This window comes from Amycolatopsis saalfeldensis, assembly GCF_900110575.1.
GTDB classification, from domain to species: domain Bacteria; phylum Actinomycetota; class Actinomycetes; order Mycobacteriales; family Pseudonocardiaceae; genus Amycolatopsis; species Amycolatopsis saalfeldensis.
This window is the reverse complement of sequence record NZ_FOEF01000003.1, coordinates 508,092-525,789: the sequence shown is the minus strand read 5'-3', so window position 1 is coordinate 525,789 and position 17,698 is coordinate 508,092. Positions and strand designations below refer to the sequence as shown.

General features: G+C 71.7%; 11 protein-coding genes. 6 read left to right on the top strand and 5 right to left on the bottom strand.

The window, feature by feature from the left end; genetic code table 11:
• Positions 1 to 16 precede the first annotated feature (16 nt).
• Positions 17 to 3,655 (bottom strand): discoidin domain-containing protein, encoded by a 3,639-nt coding sequence (locus BMY97_RS10035; protein WP_091615797.1) that lies wholly within the window; start codon positions 3,653 to 3,655, stop codon positions 17 to 19.
• 1,127 nt (positions 3,656 to 4,782) lie between these two features.
• Complete coding sequence (locus BMY97_RS10030; protein WP_218156745.1) at positions 4,783 to 5,682, bottom strand: AraC family transcriptional regulator; 900 nt, start codon at positions 5,680 to 5,682, stop codon at positions 4,783 to 4,785.
• 132 nt (positions 5,683 to 5,814) lie between these two features.
• Between BMY97_RS10030 and BMY97_RS10025 the strand changes: the two genes are divergently transcribed.
• The 3 genes from BMY97_RS10025 (at position 5,815) to BMY97_RS10015 (ending at position 10,956) form a co-directional block, all read left to right on the top strand.
• Entirely contained in the window at positions 5,815 to 6,867 is a 1,053-nt protein-coding gene (locus BMY97_RS10025; protein ID WP_091615791.1) for an aldo/keto reductase, read from the top strand.
• Positions 6,868 to 7,091: 224 nt separating this feature from the next.
• Positions 7,092 to 8,996 carry an alpha-L-fucosidase gene (locus BMY97_RS10020; RefSeq protein WP_091615788.1) on the top strand — a complete coding sequence of 635 codons (1,905 nt, stop codon included), beginning with the start codon at positions 7,092 to 7,094 and terminating at the stop codon, positions 8,994 to 8,996.
• A gap of 16 nt (positions 8,997 to 9,012) precedes the next feature.
• A complete protein-coding gene (locus tag BMY97_RS10015) occupies positions 9,013 to 10,956 on the top strand; it encodes a glycoside hydrolase family 84 protein (protein WP_091615785.1) in 1,944 nt (647 codons plus the stop codon).
• A 200-nt stretch (positions 10,957 to 11,156) separates the two neighbouring features.
• On the opposite strand, the gene BMY97_RS10010 is transcribed toward BMY97_RS10015, so the two are convergent.
• Positions 11,157 to 12,101 carry a GNAT family N-acetyltransferase gene (locus BMY97_RS10010; protein WP_091615782.1) on the bottom strand — a complete coding sequence of 315 codons (945 nt, stop codon included), beginning with the start codon at positions 12,099 to 12,101 and terminating at the stop codon, positions 11,157 to 11,159.
• A gap of 72 nt (positions 12,102 to 12,173) precedes the next feature.
• Positions 12,174 to 13,574, bottom strand: coding sequence for a cytochrome P450 (locus tag BMY97_RS10005; RefSeq protein WP_091615779.1), 1,401 nt, complete (start codon positions 13,572 to 13,574; stop codon positions 12,174 to 12,176).
• 78 nt (positions 13,575 to 13,652) lie between these two features.
• On the opposite strand from BMY97_RS10005, the gene BMY97_RS10000 reads away from it, so the two are divergent.
• Positions 13,653 to 14,225 (top strand): TetR/AcrR family transcriptional regulator, encoded by a 573-nt coding sequence (locus BMY97_RS10000; protein ID WP_091615777.1) that lies wholly within the window; start codon positions 13,653 to 13,655, stop codon positions 14,223 to 14,225.
• Between the two features lie 10 nt (positions 14,226 to 14,235).
• Here the strand turns inward: BMY97_RS10000 and BMY97_RS09995 are convergent, their stop codons facing one another.
• Positions 14,236 to 14,841, bottom strand: coding sequence for a hypothetical protein (locus BMY97_RS09995; protein WP_091615774.1), 606 nt, complete (start codon positions 14,839 to 14,841; stop codon positions 14,236 to 14,238).
• 244 nt (positions 14,842 to 15,085) lie between these two features.
• Between BMY97_RS09995 and BMY97_RS09990 the strand changes: the two genes are divergently transcribed.
• A complete protein-coding gene (locus tag BMY97_RS09990; protein WP_091615771.1) occupies positions 15,086 to 15,901 on the top strand; it encodes a GH25 family lysozyme in 816 nt (271 codons plus the stop codon).
• A 184-nt stretch (positions 15,902 to 16,085) separates the two neighbouring features.
• Positions 16,086 to 17,687: an MGH1-like glycoside hydrolase domain-containing protein gene (locus BMY97_RS09985; protein ID WP_091615768.1), complete on the top strand. Its 1,602-nt coding sequence runs from the start codon at positions 16,086 to 16,088 to the stop codon at positions 17,685 to 17,687.
• Positions 17,688 to 17,698 lie beyond the last annotated feature (11 nt).

Here is a 17,698-nt window from a genome sequence, read left to right as displayed (position 1 = left end):
TGACCCGGTAAGCGCCTCAAGCCAGCTTCGCCGGCACGTTGTAGGCCTCCACCCGCAGCCTCGGGTGGTCGACCGGGCGGCGCGGGTCGACCGTGATGGTGCGGCTTTCCCCTGGCAGCAGCCAGAAGTAGTTGTCGCCGTAGAGGGTCGGCAGCACCCGGTCGGTGCCGTTGCGCTCCCGCAGCGACAGCCGGACCATCGCGGCGGCCGTCCGGCCGGTGTTGCGGACGGTCGTCGTGTAGCCGCCCCGGCCGGTCGCCCGGAGGTCGGCCGAAAGCTGGGTCCGGGCGAGCTGGTTGAGGCCCTGCATCGCGGTGTCGGTGCGGTAGCGCCAGTAGGTGTTCTCCGAGATCACCGTGCCGTCGGCGCCGGTCATCCTCAGCCGCAGCAGGTGCAGCGCGGGCTGGTCGGCGGTGAACGGCACGGTGAACGCCGGCGCCGTCGAAATCGGTGCGACGTCGACCTTCTGCACCGAAGGCGCGCCCAGGGCCTGCCCGTCGAGGCCGTACAGCTGCGCGGTGACCGTCGCCCCGGCCAGCGCGCCCGGCGTGTGGTTGACCGCGAGCACCTGCCAGGTCGAGAGGTCGGCCTGGACGTGGCGGGCCTCGCAGCCCTTGCGCGAGCCGTAGTAGCTGCCGTTGACGTCGAGGTCGTAGTCGTAGGTCTGCCACACCGTGCTGTGCCACGCGGGATGCGACATCCACAGCAGCACACCGGTGGCGTCGTTCCACAGCTTGGCGTTCCACGCCTCGAAGATCGCGCGCATGCTCTCGTAGTTGACGAACTGCGCCTTGCGGGCGAACTCCTCGAGGCTCGTCGACGGCGCGAGCCGGGCGTCGATCGCCGCCAGGTAGGTCTGCGGCGACTGGTTGCCGTTCGACGACCAGTCGTGCAGGAACCACGGCGCGCCGATCGGCCAGCCCGGGTCGTCCTTTCCGACCAGGTTGCGCATGCTCTCGGCCACCGACACCGTCGGCAGGCCGATTTCACTCCAGAAGCCGGATTTCCCGCCGGTCGCCTCGCCGGTGAAGTACTGCTTCGGGTCGAGCCAGTGGTACGGCCCGTCGCCGGTGATCACCCCGCCCGCGGAGTTGCTCTGGTACAGCAGGTCCGTGTTGTGCGTGACGATGTCGCGCAGCGCCTGGTCGATCACCGCCGGCGGATTGCCCTCGTTGCAGCCGAACCAGACCGTGGCGCAGGCGTGGTGGCGGTAGCGCAGCACGGTGTCCTCGGCCTGCGCCAGGTAGCTGTCGTGGTTGGCCGGGTCGGTGGACCAGCCGTCCCAGAACTCGTTCCACAGCAGGATGCCGTACTTGTCGCAGGCGGCGAACAGCTCCTCGCGGTAGGACGAGCCGACCCAGTTGCGGATCAGGGTGAAGTTCATGTCGCGGTGCATCGCCACGACCGCGTCCATCCGCTCGGCCGGCATCCGGCGCAGCAGCTCGTCCCAGCCCCAGCTGCCGCCGCGGATGAAGATCTTGACCCCGTTGACCAGGATGGTCAGCGGTTTGGCCGAGTTGTCCACCGAGGCGGCGTCGGTCCAGGTGGTCCCGTCCTGGGAGACCTGGATCTTGAACGTCGCGGCGTAGGCGGTCTCCCAGGTCAGCACGGCCTGGTCGAACGCGGTCGCGGCGCCGAGGTCGACCTGGATCCACTCGCCGTCCTGGTACGCCGAGGTCCAGCGGGTCTGCGGGTCGCCGTCCACGGCGTTGGCGGGCGGGTTCCCGTCGGCCACCGAGGACGAGGTGGCGGTCTTGCGCAGGGCGAGGTCGGTGCCCGGCGCCTTGCTGTCCACAACGGACAGTGTCCACAGCGAGAAGCCCCAGCCGGTGGCGCGTTTGCCGCCCTGCATCCGGACGTAACGCGCGTTCTGCGCGCCGAGATCGACCTTCTGCCCGGCCCGGCCGTCGACGATGACGATCGGCTGGTCGTACTGATAGCCGATCTGCCGGAGGCCGAACTGCACCGCCTTCCGGTCGCTGACGGTCCGGCCGATCGCGGCGGTCAGGGTGAGGTCGTGCAGGGCCGGGTCGCCGTATCCGTTGGGCCACCACAGTTTCGGGTTCTTCAGCCGCAGCTGCGGGAACGCGGCCGGGGCGAACACGGCGACGGTCTCCTGGCCGGGCGCGACGGTGACGGTGGTGCTCACGCGGACGCCGTCGAACTCCGCGGTGACCTGCACCCGCTGGGCGACCCCGCCGGCATTGCGCACCGGCACCGAGATCGTGACCTCGGCGCTGCCGGTGTCCGGGAGGTTCGGCAGCACCGTGTCCACGCGGGCGTCGCCGAGCACCGCGTCGCCGGTGGAGCGCAGGCGGACGTGGTTCCAGATGCCCGAAACGCGGTCGCGGACAGCGGGCATCCAGTCCCAGCCGGACACGGCGAGGTAGGTCGGCGAGCTGGCGAACATCGTGGTGCCCGCGTCTACAAAGGACTGTCCGGCCGGGCCCTTGTCGCCAGGGCTGCCCGGTAACGGCATCGGCGAGATCTTCACCGCCAGCGCCTGGTCGCCGGTGCGGTGCAGCGCCGCGGTGACGTCCAGCGCCGCCCGGCCGAAGGGGTGGGCCAGGCTCCCGACGTGGGCGCCGTTGAGCCAGATGTCCGCCTCGTGGTTGACGCCGTCGAACTCCAGCCACACGTGCCGTCCCGCGCCGGTGTCGAGGCCTCGGGGCACGGCGAACCGGCGCCGGTACCACCAGTCGTGCCGGGACAGCGCTTCCGGCACGTGCATGTTGTTCATGCCCGCCACCGGGTCCGGCAGCTGGCCCTGCTCGACCAGCGAGGCCAGCACCGTGCCCGGCACGGTCGCGGGCAGCCAGCCGCGGGTGTCGACGCCCAGCACCGACAGCACCGCGCCGTCGGTGCTGGGCGCCCAGTCCTGCATGGTGAGCACCCAGCCGGACTCGAGCGCCGCGGTGCCGTCGGCCGCGACGTTCAGCGCGGGCGGGTCGTCGCGGTCGCGCACCGGCCAGCTGGTCCAGCCGTGCACCGGCGGACGGGGCTCGCGGCTGGTGCCGTAGACCTGGAAACCGTTGAGCCCCAACGGGTTCGTCGTGGAGAGGCGGGACGCCGAGAGCCGCACCCAGCGCGCGCTGACGACCGGGTCCAGCGGCACCGTCTGCACTCCCCCGGTGCCGGAATCGGTGTGGTGGACGGTGCGCCAGGACTTCCCGTCGGCCGAGACGTCGAGGTCGAGCGCGACCGCGTAACTCGACTGGATCTCGGTGCCCTTGGTGTTGGTCCGGCTGCCGCTCCCGTCGAAGGCCGGGTCGCCGGGGCGGGCTTCGAAGGTCAGCACCACCGAGCTGATCTGGCACTGCCCCTGCAGGTCGACGACGATCCACGGCCCGTCGCCCGGCGCGGCCCGCCAGCCCGAGCCCGCCACGCCGACCTGGGCGAGGCCGTCGACCGCGAACTCGGCCGGGGTGGCGGCGTAGTCGGTCGAGGACACCTGGACCGGGCGGAACAGGGCGAGGTCGGTCACGCCGTGCCCGGCCTGGCCATCGGCGGGTGCCGCGCCGACGGCCGTGGCGGCTTCGGCGATCCCGGGCAGCACGGCCGCCAGCCCGAACCCGGCCAGCAGACCGGTTCCGGCGGACAGCACGCGCCGCCGCGAGAGCGCCTGCTCCGGGCCCGTTCCGTCACCGTGCGCCATGAGGGCTCCGTTCACTCAGCGGCCGCCAAGGCACCCCGCGACCCCTTTGACGGGGCGTCCGGCACCGACGGCTGACAACGTTGCCAGGAAGCTTCCGCCGCCGCCCACGAGAAGGTCAAGAAGACAAGGAAGACAAGAATCAGCCACGATGACATCGATGTCGCCTGCCGCCGATCCGCTCAGCGGGACTACCGGATCACGTCCGGCCCGGCGGGGCAGGCCGGGTTGCGAGTCACCCCGCGGTGCCGCGCAGATCCCGAGCCTGCCCAGACCGCAAACCGGCCCGCGGCGCCAGCCCAGACCGCAACCCACCCCGCGACGCCACCACCCAACGACGCCGGGCCGCAACCCACCCATCCGCGACGTGCCGCAACCACCCAATGGCGCCGGGCCGGATCGCAAGCCACCCAATGGCGCCGGACCGGATCGCAACTTATCCAGCGGCGCTGGGCCGGGTTGCGAGTCACCCCGCGGTGCCGCGCAGATCCGAGCCCGCCCGGACCACAAACCGCCCCGCAGCACCAACCCAGACCGCAACTCACCCCGCGAGGCCAGCCGGATCGCAACCCACCCAGCGGCGTCCGGCCGGGGTGGGACTCGTCCAGCAGCGTCCGGCCGGGTTGCCGATCGCCTAGCGACACCAGCCGGACGCAAGCCACCCAGCGGGGCAGGCCGGATCGCATGGCACCCAGCGGCGCCGGGCCGGTCGCAGATCGCCCAGCGACACCTGCCAGACCGCAACCCACCGAACGACGCCGGGCCAGGCCGCGAATCGCCGAACGACACCAGCCAGGCCCCAACCCGCCCAACGGCGCCGGCCGGTCACAGATCGCCCAGCGACACCAGCCCAGACCACAAGCCACCCCGCGACGCCAGCCAGATCGCGACTCACCCAGCGGCGCCGGGCCGAAACCCACCCACCCGCGACGTGCCGCAACCACCCAATGGCGCCGGGCCGGATCGCAAGCCACCCAACAACATCCGGGCCAGGTCGCGAATCGCCGAACGGCGCCAGCCAGACCCCAACCCACCCAGCGGCGCCGGGTCGGGGGTGGCACTCGCCCAACGGCGCCGGGCCGGATTGCAAGCCACCCAAAAACACCCCTGCCAGGCCGCGAATCGCTGTCTCAGTTGATCGGGTCTGGCGCAAGGGGGCCGCGCATTCGGTCGGCGTCGCGGGCGGGGGTGAGGCCGAAGGCGCGGCGGTACTCGCGGGTGAACTGGGAGTGGCTGTCGTAGCCGACTAGGTGGGCTACCTCGGCGATGCTGCGGGGGCGGGCCGCCAGGCGGGCGCGGGCCTCTTGCAGGCGGATCTGCTTCTGGAACTGGATCGGCGTCATCGAGGTGGTGGCCCGGAAGTGGCGGTGGAACGTCGAGGGGCTCATGCCCGCGAGGCGCGCGAGGTCGGCGACGTGGACGGGCTCGGCGTAGTGCTCGCGCAGCCAGCGGATCGCGCGGGCGATGTGCGCGAGGCTGCCGTCGGCGAGGCCGATCCGGCGCACCAGCCCGCCCTGCTCGCCGGTGAGCAGGCGCCAGTGGATCTCCCGCACCAGGCCGGGCCCGAGCACGCGGAGGTCGTCGGGATGGCCGCCGGCGCGCAGCAGCCGGACGACCGCGTCCAGCAGGCCCGCGGTCGCGTCGCCGATCACCAGGCCGCCGAACGCGGGCGTGGGCTGGGCGGCACCTGACTCGAGCAGCAGTGACGCGATGAGCGCGGGCCGCAGCGTCAGGCTGAACACGAGCAGCGGCTCGGCCGGGCTCGCCGCCAGCGCCTGGCCGAGCACCGGCAGGTCGACCGGGACGACGACGTACTGGCCCGCGCGGTAGTCGTACGGCGTGCCGTTGAGCACCGTGCGCTTGACACCCTGGCCCACCACCGCGAGCGAGGGCTCCGACATCACCGCGATCGGCTCCGTCCGCTCACTGGCGAAGGTGACCGACGCGTCTTCGGTGATCCGCCGCTTGCGCAGCGTGCCGCGCCCTGTGTGCCGCGTGATCAGCTCGCCCAGCTCGTCGAGGAGATCCACCCGGCCAGCCAAGCACGATCCCGGCAAGATTGCGAGGATCGTGCCAAACGGCGCCATGATGTGCCTACCGCTCCGGGGCCGCCGCTGCTGTGATCGAGGGACCCGATCACGGCGAAAGCGAGCGAAACCCCGATGGACTACCGGAACCTGGGCACGACCGGCGTCAAGGTCAGCCCCCTGTGCCTGGGCACGATGATGTTCGGCGCCTGGGGCAACCCCGATCACCAGGACACGGCCCGGATCCTGCACACCGCCCTCGACGCGGGGATCAACTTCGTCGACACCGCCGACGTCTATTCGAACGGCGAGTCGGAACGGATCGTCGGCAAGGCGCTGGCCGGGCGCCGCGACTCCGTCGTGCTGGCCACCAAGGTGAACTCGCCGATGGGCGCGGACCCCAACGAGCGCGGCAGTTCGCGGCGCTGGATCCTGCGCGCCTGCGAGGAAAGCCTGCGCCGGCTGGGCACCGACCACCTCGACCTGTACCAGGTCCACCGGCCCGATCCCGGCACCGCGATCGACGAGACGCTCGGCGCGCTGACCGACCTGGTGCGCCAGGGAAAGGTCCGCTACCTCGGCTCGTCGACGTTCCCGCCCGCGTCGATCGTGCAAGCGCAGTGGACCGCCGAGCGCCGGAACCGGGAGCGGTTCGTCTGCGAGCAGCCGCCGTACTCGCTGCTGACGCGCAGCGTCGAGAACGAGGTGCTGCCCACCTGCGCCGAGCACGACCTGGGAGTGCTGGCCTGGAGCCCGCTGGCCGGCGGCTGGCTTTCGGGCCGGTGGCGCGCCGGGTCGGACGGGCTGACCAGCCGCCGCACGGAGAAGATGCCGCACCCGAGTACCCACGCGCACTACGACCTTTCCGTGCCGGGCAACCAGGCCAAGCTCGACGCCGCCACCGCGCTGGCCGGGCTGGCCGACGAGGCCGGGCTGCCGCTGATCCACCTGGCGCTGGCGTTCGTGGTGCGGCACCCGGCCGTCACCTCGGCCGTGATCGGGCCGCGCACCCTGGCGCACCTGGAAAGCCAGCTGGGCGCGGCCGAAGTGACCCTGGACGAGGCCGTGCTCGACCGCATCGACGAGATCGTGGCGCCGGGCACCGACCTCAACCCGGCCGACACCGGCTACCGCTCCCCCGCGCTGGCCGACGCCCGGCTCCGGCGGCGTCCTGTCCACAGTGGATAGTCAACGGTCCGACCACTGTCCCGCCCGGCCGATCGTCACCCATCTGCCGCAGTACCCAGGCCACCGGAGAAAACCCGGCCAGGTAACGGAATCGATCCACCGATCGGCATCCGGGCGACGGTCGCCGGTCTCAGCCGCTCAGGTCTAGACATCCGACGGATTCCCGACCTAGTGTGCGAAAGATTCACCAGGCACGGGGCTGCGGGGACCGTCAGGAGGGGCCGATGCCGATCTCGACGCGCCGGGCGACGCTGGTCTTGAGCGTGCTGGCACTGGCCGCGCTCGGGCTGAGCAGCCCGCCGGCCGGCGCCGCACCAGCCAGTACGGCGGCCGCGCCCGGTCAAACCACCGGTTGCACCGGCCCGATCCGGCCCGCCGCCATCATTCCGGTGCGGCCGTGCGACGGGATGGACCGGATCCTGGCCAAGGCGGCCGCAGTGGTGCCGCGCGCCGGGCAGCTGGCCTGGCAGCAGCGGCCGGTCACCGGGTTCACGCACTTCGGCATGAACACCTTCACCGACCGCGAGTGGGGCTCGGGCGCCGAGCGGGAGTCGACGTTCTCGCCGCAGCGGGCCGACACGGACCAGTGGATGCGCTCGATGAAGGCGGCCGGCATCACGCAGGTGATGCTGACCGTCAAGCACCACGACGGTTTTGTGCTCTACCCGACCCGCTATGCGAACCACTCGGTGATCGCCAGCCCGTGGTGGATACAGGGCTGTACCGGGGAAAACCCGGCCCGCGACAGCGCGCAGGAAGCCCGCGCCCAGGACCCGTCGGCCTTCTGGCAGGTCCGCGCCGCCGGCTGCGTCAACCCGCGCGGCGACCTCCTGCGCGACTACGTGGACTCCGCCCGCGCGGCCGGGCTGAAGGTCGGCGTTTACCTCTCCCCCGCGGACGGCGCCGAGCTTCCCGCGTCGTTCTTCGCCGAGGAAGTCCAGCGGGTCGAGGCGAAGGTCGCCGCCGGGCAGCAGCTGTCCATCGAGGAGCAGGCGACCTACGAGGACCGCGCCTTCGCGCCGTCGGGGCAGGGCCGTTACGGCTCGGGCAGCGCGGTCACCGAGCGCACCATCCCGAGCCTGGTGCCCGGCGACGACCGCGCGGCCGCGCTCGCGGGCGGGAAGCTGCCCCGCTTCACCGTCCGCGAGGACGACTACAACAGCTATTACCTCAACCAGCTGTACGAGCTGTTCACCCAGTACGGGCCGATCGACGAGCTGTGGCTCGACGGCGCGAACCCCTGGCGGAACAACGGGATCAGCGAGGACTACGACTTCACCACCTGGTTCCGGCTGATCCACGCCCTCTCGCCGGACACGGTCACCTTCGCCGGCCCCGCGGGTGTGCGCTGGGTCGGCAACGAGTCCGGTCAGGCGCGGGAGACGGAGTGGAGCCCGCTGCCGACGTCCGGCGATCCGGAGACGGCCCACAACGAGGAGCTGTTCATCGGCGGGGCGAGCGCCGGCGACCTCGGCTCGCGAGCGGTGCTCGCCGACCCCTCCGTGCGCTATCTGCAATGGGCGCCCGCGGAATCCGACGTTTCGCTGCGGCCCGGCTGGTTCTTCCACGCGAGCGAGCAGCCGAAGACCGCGGCGCAGCTGGTCGAGATCTACCGGCGGACGGTCGGGCGCAACTCGTCGCTGCTGCTGAACGTGCCGCCCGGCCAGGACGGGCTCGTGCCGCCCGCGGACAGCGCCGCGCTCGCGGGCTTCGGCGCGTCGGTGGCGGCGACCCAGGCCGTGAACCTCGCGAAACCCGGGCCGGACAGCCATCCCTCGCCCGCGGTCGCCGCGGTGACCGACGATTCGCTCACCACCTCGTGGTCCCCGCCCCACGGCGCGCGAGAGGGCACGCTGGACCTGCCACTGCCGCGGCCCGCGACGTTCGACCAGATCCGCCTCGGCGAGGACATCAGCCGCGGCCAGCACGTGGAAGGCGCCACTGTCCAGGCCGAGGTCGACGGGGCCTGGCAGACGGTCGCGACCGTCACCACCGTCGGCTACACCCGCCTGGTCACGCTGCCGGCGCCGGTGACCGCGGACCGTCTCCGGGTGATCGTCACCCAGGCGCGGGCCACGCCGTATCTGGCGACCGTCGGCCTCTACCGCACCGTTCCCCCGCCCGGCTGAGAGTTAGGGATCCCCCATGCCTGTCCCCACCAGGTTCCTCGCCGCCGTGGTCGTGGCCGGTGCCACCGCCGCGTCGCTGGCCATCGGCGCTTCCCCCGCTGCCGCGACAACAGCGATCGCGGTGCCCCCGATCGCGCCGACCCCGCAGTCCGTGACCCGGGCTTCCGCGGACGTGCGCGTGCCCGGCTCGGCCGTGCTCGTCACCGACAGCGCCACGGACCCGGCGGCTAAGGACCTGCTCACGACGTTGCTTCAGCAGCACGGCGCCCGCTCGGTCACCACCGTCGCGCCCGGGCAGCCGACCGGCCACGGCCGGCTGGTGGTCCGCCTCGGCGGCGCGGACCGCCCGGACATCGTCACGGCGCTGGGCTCGCTGACCGTGCCGGACCAGGCCGAGGGGTACGCGCTGCGCTCGCCGAAGCCCGCCGAACTGGCCGTCGGGGGCCGGGACGCGGCCGGGCAGTACTACGGCGTGCAGACGCTGCGCCAGCTGTTCGTGCGGTCCGGCGGCGGCTGGGCGGTCAGCGGCGCCGCCGTGCGGGACTGGCCGAACATGGCGTTGCGCGGCTCGATCGAAGGGTTCTACGGCCCGCCGTGGACCACCGAGGACCGGTTGCGGCAGATCGGCTTCCTGAGCGAGGTCAAGGCGAATTCCTATGTCTACAGCGCGAAAGACGACGCGTACCTGCGCTCACGCTGGCGCGACCCGTACCCGGCCGACCAGCTGGCCACGCTCGGGCAGCTCGTGCACGCCGCCGAAGCACAGCACGTCGACTTCACGTACGCGCTTTCCCCCGGCGTCTCGATCTGCTTCTCCTCGCCGAGCGATTACGCCGCGCTGACCGCGAAACTCCAGTCGGTCTACGACCTCGGCGTCCGGTCGTTCTCCATGCCCTTCGACGACATCTCGTACACGAGGTGGAACTGCGATGCCGACCAAACGGCGTACGGCGCCCCCGGGCAGGCCGCCGCGGGCAAGGCTCAGGTGACGCTGCTCAACACCGTCACCTCGCAGTTCATCAAGACCCACGACGGCGCACGGCCGCTGCAAACGGTGCCGACCGAGTACAGCGACCTCGCGGACTCGCCGTACAAGACCGAGCTGCGCGAGCACCTGGACCCGTCGGTGGTGGTGCAGTGGACCGGCACCGCGGTGGTGCCGTCCAGCATCACCGTCGCGCAGGCCCAGCAGGTGTCCACTTTGTACGGTCGCAAGGTGTTCCTCTGGGACAACTACCCGGTGAACGACTACGAGGAGTCCGCCGGGCGGCTGCTGCTCGCGCCGTACGGGCATCGCGAGGCCGGTCTTTCCCAGTACCTCAACGGAATCGTGTCGAACCCGATGAACCAGGAGGCGGCCAGCGAGATCGCCGAATTCGGGGCGACGGACTTCGCCTGGAACGACGCGGCGTACTCGCCCGAGCGTTCCTGGCCGCTGGCGCTCAGCCGGATGGCGGGCGGCGATCCCCGGGCGAGCGCGGCGATGGAGGTGTTCGCCGACCTGGAGCACCTGGCGCCCTCGTCGGATCCGACCCCGTGGCAGCCGCAAGCCCCGGCGCTCGCGGCGAAGACGGCCTCGTTCTGGCAGCGCTGGGACGCCGGCGACCACGACGGCGCGGCGCGCGAGCTGCGGCCCTACGCCCAGCGGATCAAGGACGCCGCGCCCGTCATCCGCGACGGCCGGGTCATCGCCGCCTTCGTCGACGAGGCGAAGCCCTGGCTGGACGCCACCGTGCTGTGGGGCGGCGCCATGACCGACCAGCTCGACGCGCTCGTCGCCTCGGCCCACGGCGACCCGGCCACGGCCCAGCGGCTCACCGCGTCCGCGGATTCCCTTACCACGCAAGCGAAAGCGGTGAAGACCGGCAACACCAACCCGTGGGGCGTGCGGCAGGCCCTGGTCGGCGACGGGGTGCTGGACGCGTTCACCGCCAAGGCCCGCACGGCGACCGTCGGCTGACAGACAGCGGCTACGACGTGTCCGGCGAGTGATGGGGGCAGTCGGCCGGTCCCGCGGCCGGCGGGCCTGGCCTGCCGATACGGTTCCCGCTCACCGCGGGCGAAGCTGGCGACAACCCGCAGCTGACCCCGCTGCCGGATGGCATCAGCCCGGCCCGGGTCGCGACCGTTCCCTGCCGCCCACGACCTACCGGACAGCGGCTAGACGGTCTTGATCAGCGGTGCGTCCCGGGTCAGCTCCCGGAACCCGAGGCTCCGGTACAGCCCCCAGGCCCGGGGATGCCCCGCCCCGCCCAGGCACGCGACCGTCATCTGCGTGGCCCCGGCTTCCCGCACCCGGTGCATCCCGTCCAGCAGCAGCGCCCGGCCGAGTCCCTGGCGCCGGTAGTCCGGATGCGTGCCGACCGGCTCGAATTCGGCGGTCTTGTTCACCTCGTCGAACCACATGATCGTCGAGGAGGCCATCGTCCCGTCCGGCGCCTCCACCAGAAGGTGCAGGTCGCCGCGGTAGCCCGGGGTCTGCTGGACGCCCGCGTAGCTTTCGGCCGAGTACGCCGAGGGGGCCCAGGCGTCCGCGTGGGCCTGGACCGCGGCCTCCGGTCCGGCCTCTTCCGCGGTGCGGAACCGGAAGCCGGACGGCAGCGCCGGATCGGCCACGTCCGCGAGGTCCCGCTCGGTGTACAGGTGCCACGACCCGTTGTCGGCGAGCGCGGCCTGGTCGGACCGATAGCCGTGCGCCGCCCAACGTCGGAGCGCGAACTCGTCGACGGCGCTCGGCGACACCGTGCGCTCGACGCCCGCCGCCACCTCGTCGAACCAGTCGATCACCTCGTCGATCAGCGCGGGGTGGCCGGGATCGACCTGATACACCAGATTCGCCCCGGCGACCTCCTTCACCGACCCGTCGGCCCGCGTCACCCGGTGCGGAAGGTAGGCCCAGCCCCACGCCACCAGATCGCCGCCGTCGAACCACAGCCGGCGGGGCCAGGTCCCGCCGCGCCGGGCGTGGCCCATGCCCCAGTTCCAGGCCAGCTCGCCGAACGTCGCCTCACTGTTCACCAGGTCCAGGCGGCTCGCGGTGATCCGCTGCGCCAGGCCCTGCATGAGCCGCACGTCCGCGGCGGTCACCAACTCGGCACCAGTCATAGTGCGCCACTGTGGCACCGGCCCCGCCGGGCTGTCGAACGGTTTTCCGGCGCCACACCGTCTACACAGGACTCAGGCGGTTCGCGACGCCGCGGTGGGCCGGGCCCCGGTGGTCGCGCGAGGACGGATGCCCAGCCGGAAGCCCTCCGGCTTCAGCGTCAGGGATTCGGCGATCTTCAGCCGGTACGCCGGATCCGGGGTGAAGTCGTACCGCTGCAGCACCATGCCCAGCGCCAGCACGGCTTCGTGCAGGGCGAACTGGCGGCCGATGCACGCGCGCTCCCCCGTGCCGAACGGCTTGTACGCCTGCGCCGGGCGCTTCTTCACCGCCGCGGGCTCGAAGCGGTCCGGGTCGAAGGTCTCCGCGTCCGGGCCCCACGCCGCCGGGTCGCGGTGCAGCAGCGGCAGCGGCACGAGCACCCAGTCACCCTTGCGCATCCGATACCGCCCGCCCAGCACCGTGTCCTCTCGCGCCTGGCGGGAGTACCCGGGCGCGGTGGGCCACAGGCGCATCGACTCGTCGAGCACGCGGCGGACGTAACGGAGCTTCATCACGTCGGCGAACGCCGGCTCGCGGTCGCCCCACACGGCATCCACCTCGGCGCGGGCCCGCGCGAGCAGCTCCGGGTGCCGGGTCAGGTAGTACAACGCGAACGACAGCGCGCCGGAGGTCGTCTCATGGCCGGCGACGACGAAGGTGATCGCCTGGTTCCGGACGTTCACCGGGTCCAGCTTCGCGCCGGTCTCCGGGTGGCTCTGGCTGAGCATCAGCCCGAGGATGTCGCGGCCCGGCTCGCCGTCGTGGCGGCGGGCGTCGATCACCTCGTCCACCACGGTGTTCATCAACGCGATGTCGGCCTGGTTCTGCCGCACCGAGCCCGCCAGCGCGCGACGCACGAACGGCAGCTTGATCCCCTGCATCTGGGCGAAGCGCAACGCGCGGGTCATCGCCGTGACGAACGCGTGCGGCTCCTCGCGCTCGAAGGAGCCGAAGCTGTACCCGAAGCCGGCACGGCCGATGGTCTCGAGCGTCAGCCGGGTCATGTCCGCGGAGACGTCGGCCGAATCCTTGGCGTCCCAGGAAGCGACCAGCTCACGCGCGACCTCCACCATGATCGGGTGGTAGCCGCGCATCGCCTCGCCGGTGAACGCGGGCATCAGGATGTCGTGCGCGAACCGCCAGTTGGGCTCGGTGCCGTAGGCGGTGAACAGCCCGTCGCCGGCGACCGCGCGGAGGTTCTTCACGCCGAGGCCGACGTGCTTGGTGAACCGCTTCTCGTCGTTCAGCTCGGTGACCAGGTCGATCCCGGAGGCGAAGACCAGCTCGATGCCGACCAGCCGCCGCGTGAAGATCGGGCCCAGCTGCCGGCCCAGGCGCACGGTGTCCTGCAGCGGCGTGCGCGGGTTCGACCCGATCAGGTCGCCGAGCACGGGCAGCCGGCCCGGCCGGTGCGGAATGCCGGTGGTGTCCACAAACGCCTCCTATTGAACCCGGATCCAATAGTGTCACGATCCCGCCGCAGGCGAGCCCGTGTCAAGTAAGCTCGGTGGATGCGGACCAGGCTGAGCACCCGGGAACGGCGGGAGCAGCTCCTGACGATCGGCGCCGGGCTGTTCGCGAAGCGGCAGTACGACGAGGTCTGGATCGAAGAGGTCGCCGAGATCGCGGAGGTCTCACGCGGCCTGCTGTACCACTACTTCCCGACCAAGAAGGACTTCTTCGCCGAGGTCGTGCGCACCCAGCGAGACCAGCTGCTGGCGATGAGCGAGCCGGACCCCGCCCTGCCGGTCGCCGAACAGCTGCGCGCGGGCCTCGACGTCTACCTGGAGTTCGCCCGCACCCATCCGGACGGCTACCGGATCGTGCACCGGGCCACCGGCGGGGCCGACCGCGAGATCCAGGAGATCCGCGAAGTCGCCATCACCGCCAACGCCGAGCGGATCCTGACCGCGCTCGGCGAGCTGACCACCGTCACCGAGGCGACCCGCCTGGCCGTGCGCGGCTGGCTGATGTTCGTCAGCGAGGCGATCCTGCACTGGCTCGACCACCAGACGGTGACCCAGGACGAGCTGCGGGACCTGTGCGCCCGCACCCTGTTCGCCGCGGCCGACGTGCAGCTCTGAGCGGCAGCGCTCAAGACGCGGCGGTCACCTCGATGGCGGGCAGCGCGCCGAGCTGCTCCACCGGCATTTCCTCAACCGCGGCGAAGACCTTCTTCTGGTGCTCCTTGATGCGCTCGTCCAGCAGGCGGCTCAGCTCGAAGGCCAGCCGGCCGGTCTGGCGGACCGTCACCTCGTCGACCAGCGGATGGGGCACGGACGTGATGACGATGCCCTCGGGCCGCCCGGTCGGCGCCTGCGAAACGCCGACCGAATAGGCCTCACGCGGGTTGACCGCGCCCTCGAGGGAGAAGTCGCGGATCCGGCCGAGCAGGCCGTGCCACTCGACGACCTCGCCCTGCACACCCGTGGCCCCGAGGTCTTTTTCGGTCAGGCCCATGCCTCGCTCGCCGGGGCGGAAGCACCGCGCGTACGAGTTCAGCGCCGAGACCCACAGCGATTCGACCAGCACGGCGTCGAGGCCGTCGCGTTCCAGCTCGGTGAGCAGGCGCTCGCAGCAGCGCAGGGTGAACTGGAGGTCGTCGAAGATCGCGGCGAGGTCGGCCAGCGCCAGCGCCGAAGGGGTTCGCAGCTGCCGCGCGCTCGACGGGGGTGCCACTTCGCGGGTCTCCTGGGACATCCGTGGACGCTCCTGTCATGGCGGGGGCCGGACGTTCACCACACCGCATCCCGGGCACCCCGCCGGTCTCAATTTGCGACAGTGCGCCGCCACGGCCCCGGCCGGTGACCGATTGGCACGGTCGGCCCGTACCCGAAAATTGGTTCACATGGAGCAGTGACATTCCACATATCGGTGTAACAGAATCAAGTCCGCGCGGCCCTGCAAAGCCGCGCTTCGCGAGGGCACTCGAAGGGAAACATCCATGTCATCTGCAAGATGGGGGTGGCGCCGCCTGCTCGGCGCCGCGCTTGCCGTTTCGACCGCCGTGACGGTCGTGGCCGCGGGCGGAGCACAGGCCAACGCCGCCAACGCCGCTGACACGTCCGACAACCACGAGATGGGCGCCTCGATCCGGGCGCACGACGGCGTGGCGGCGTCCGGCGCCGTTCCGTCCAGTGTGGACGCCAGCGTGCCGGGGATCGACGTCAGCTCCTACCAGGGCAACGTCAACTGGGCCTCCTACTGGAGCGCCGGCAAGAAGTTCGCCTACGTCAAGGCCACCGAGGGCACGGGCTACACCAACGCGTACTTCACCCAGCAGTACAACGGCTCGTACAACGTCGGCATGATCCGCGGGGCCTACCACTACGGCCGCCCGGACCTCAGCGGCGGCGCCGCGCAGGCGGACTACTTCGTCGCGCACGGCGGCGGCTGGTCCAAGGACGGCAAGACCCTGCCCGGCACCCTCGACATCGAGTGGGGCCCGAACTCGGCCTGTTACGGGCTGGGCACCTCGGCGATGGTCGCCTGGATCAAGGCGTTCAGCGACGAGTACCACAAGAAGACCACCCGCTGGCCGGTCATCTACACCGCGACCAGCTGGTGGAGCCAGTGCACCGGCAACGGCGGCGACTTCAGCTCCACCAACCCGCTCTGGGTCGCGCGCTACGCCTCCTCGGCCGGCACGCTGCCGTACAAGTGGGGCTTCTACACCTTCTGGCAGTACAGCTCCACCCCGATCGACCAGGACAGCTTCAGCGCGGACATCTCCCGCCTGAAGGTCCTCGCGACCGGCTGAGTCCCCCGCACGGCGGGAGCGGCCCACCGGGGCCTCCCGCCGTGCGGCCATCCGGGCCGGAGCCGGGCGACAAGCGGACAAGACCGGACAGAACCGTTGCCCGCCGGCCGAATACGCCCCTAGCATCGTGAACGTCCCACTTGACAACGATTTCACCAGCGGATGTCACCCAGCGGGGAGTGCGATGACCGGCAGAGACGACGAAGTCAAGGTCGGCCGGCGGGGCTTCCTCGCCCTGGCCGGAGCCGCGGGGGTCGGGGCCACCGGTCTCGGCGCGTCACCCGCGTCCGCTGCCGGAGAAAGCAAGCCACCGGACAAGACGCCTTCGTTGCGGGTGGACTACACCTTGCCGTCGCTGGTCTTCGCCGAGCCGGCGACCCGCGAACTGCTGGGCGCGTTGCACGAATCCGCGCTGACCGACCTGGTCGGCATCAACACCGCGTACGCCGATCCCCCGACCTACAACCACTCCGGCCGGCTCGCGTACCCGCCCGGCACGTTCATCCGCGCGGGCGGCGGTTACCCGTCGCCGCAGCGCTGGACGCGTGACGCGGCCGTGAACGCGTGGAACGCCGGCAGCCTGCTCAGCGCGGCGGTCGGCCGGAACACGCTGCTGTCCGTTGTGGACAAACGCGCCGACGGCAGCCTGATCGTGCAGCAGGACAACCAGTGGTGGGACCAGATCGTCTGGGTGCTCGGCGCCTGGCACCACTACCTGGTCACCGGGGACGCGCAGTTCCTGGCCGACGCCTACGGGATCGGCGTGAACACCGTCGCCGCGCGGAAGGCCGCGAACTTCAACGCCGCTGCCGGGCTGTTCGAGGGGCCCAGCTTCATGAACGACGGCATCGCGGGCTATCCGGCGCCGCCGTGGCAGCCGGGCATCCACTCGTCGTTCGTGCTCGACTACCCCGAAGCCGCGAAGCTCCTGTGCCTGTCCACGAACTGCCTCTACCACGGCGCTTTCCTCGCGCTGGCGGGAATGGCGCGGGCGCTGGGCAAGCCCGACGCCGCGCACCGGGCCGACGCGGCGCGGCTGCGCACGGCGATCAACACCCGCCTGTGGCACGGCGACGGCTTCGGCTATTTCGTGCACGGAGCCGGTTCCATGGCCGGTCAGCTGGACGTCTCGCAGGAGGGCGCCGGGCTCGCGTTCGCCGTGCTGCTGGGCGTCACCGATGCCGAGCGGACGCGGCAGGTGCTGGCGAACGCGGTGTGGGAGCCGCGCGGGATCGCCAACAGCCGGCCGCACTTCGCGAGGTTCAGCGACGAGAAACCGGGGCGGCACAACACCGTCGTCTGGCCGATGGTGCATTCGTTCTTCGGGCACGCCGCCGCGGCGGGCGGCCGGGCCGACCTGTTCGGCCGCGCCGTCACCGACCTGGCCACGCTGGTTTCGGGCACCGGCGGCAACTTCTACGAGATCTACGACGCCCGCACCGGCGCCGTGCAGGGCGGCTGGCAGACCGGTGGCAGCGGCGAGCTGGAGCAGTTCACCTCGCAGCCGGACCAGGCCTGGTCGGCCAGCGGTTTCCTGCGCCTGCTCTATTCGGGACTGTGCGGGCTGGACTTCACCGAGGACGGCCTGCGGTTCGCGCCCTGCCTGCCCGAGGGCTGGGGCCGGGTCAGCCTGCTCGGCCTGCGTTACCGTGAGTCCACTGTGGACCTCGTTCTCGACGGGGCGGGCACCCGGGTCGTCTCGTGCACTGTGGACGGACGACCCGGCCGCCCGCTGCTGCCCGCCGGCGCCACCGGCCACCACGCCGTGCACCTCGCCCTCGCTTGAGCTGAGAGGAC

Coding starts and splice junctions, on each gene's coding strand:
- BMY97_RS10035 (WP_091615797.1), bottom strand. CDS start 3,655: ATGGCGCACGGTGACGGAACGGGCCCGGAGCAGGCGCTCTCGCGGCGG.
- BMY97_RS10025 (WP_091615791.1), top strand. CDS start 5,815: ATGGACTACCGGAACCTGGGCACGACCGGCGTCAAGGTCAGCCCCCTG.
- BMY97_RS10020 (WP_091615788.1), top strand. CDS start 7,092: ATGCCGATCTCGACGCGCCGGGCGACGCTGGTCTTGAGCGTGCTGGCA.
- BMY97_RS10015 (WP_091615785.1), top strand. CDS start 9,013: ATGCCTGTCCCCACCAGGTTCCTCGCCGCCGTGGTCGTGGCCGGTGCC.
- BMY97_RS10010 (WP_091615782.1), bottom strand. CDS start 12,101: ATGACTGGTGCCGAGTTGGTGACCGCCGCGGACGTGCGGCTCATGCAG.
- BMY97_RS10000 (WP_091615777.1), top strand. CDS start 13,653: ATGCGGACCAGGCTGAGCACCCGGGAACGGCGGGAGCAGCTCCTGACG.
- BMY97_RS09995 (WP_091615774.1), bottom strand. CDS start 14,841: ATGTCCCAGGAGACCCGCGAAGTGGCACCCCCGTCGAGCGCGCGGCAG.
- BMY97_RS09990 (WP_091615771.1), top strand. CDS start 15,086: ATGTCATCTGCAAGATGGGGGTGGCGCCGCCTGCTCGGCGCCGCGCTT.
- BMY97_RS09985 (WP_091615768.1), top strand. CDS start 16,086: ATGACCGGCAGAGACGACGAAGTCAAGGTCGGCCGGCGGGGCTTCCTC.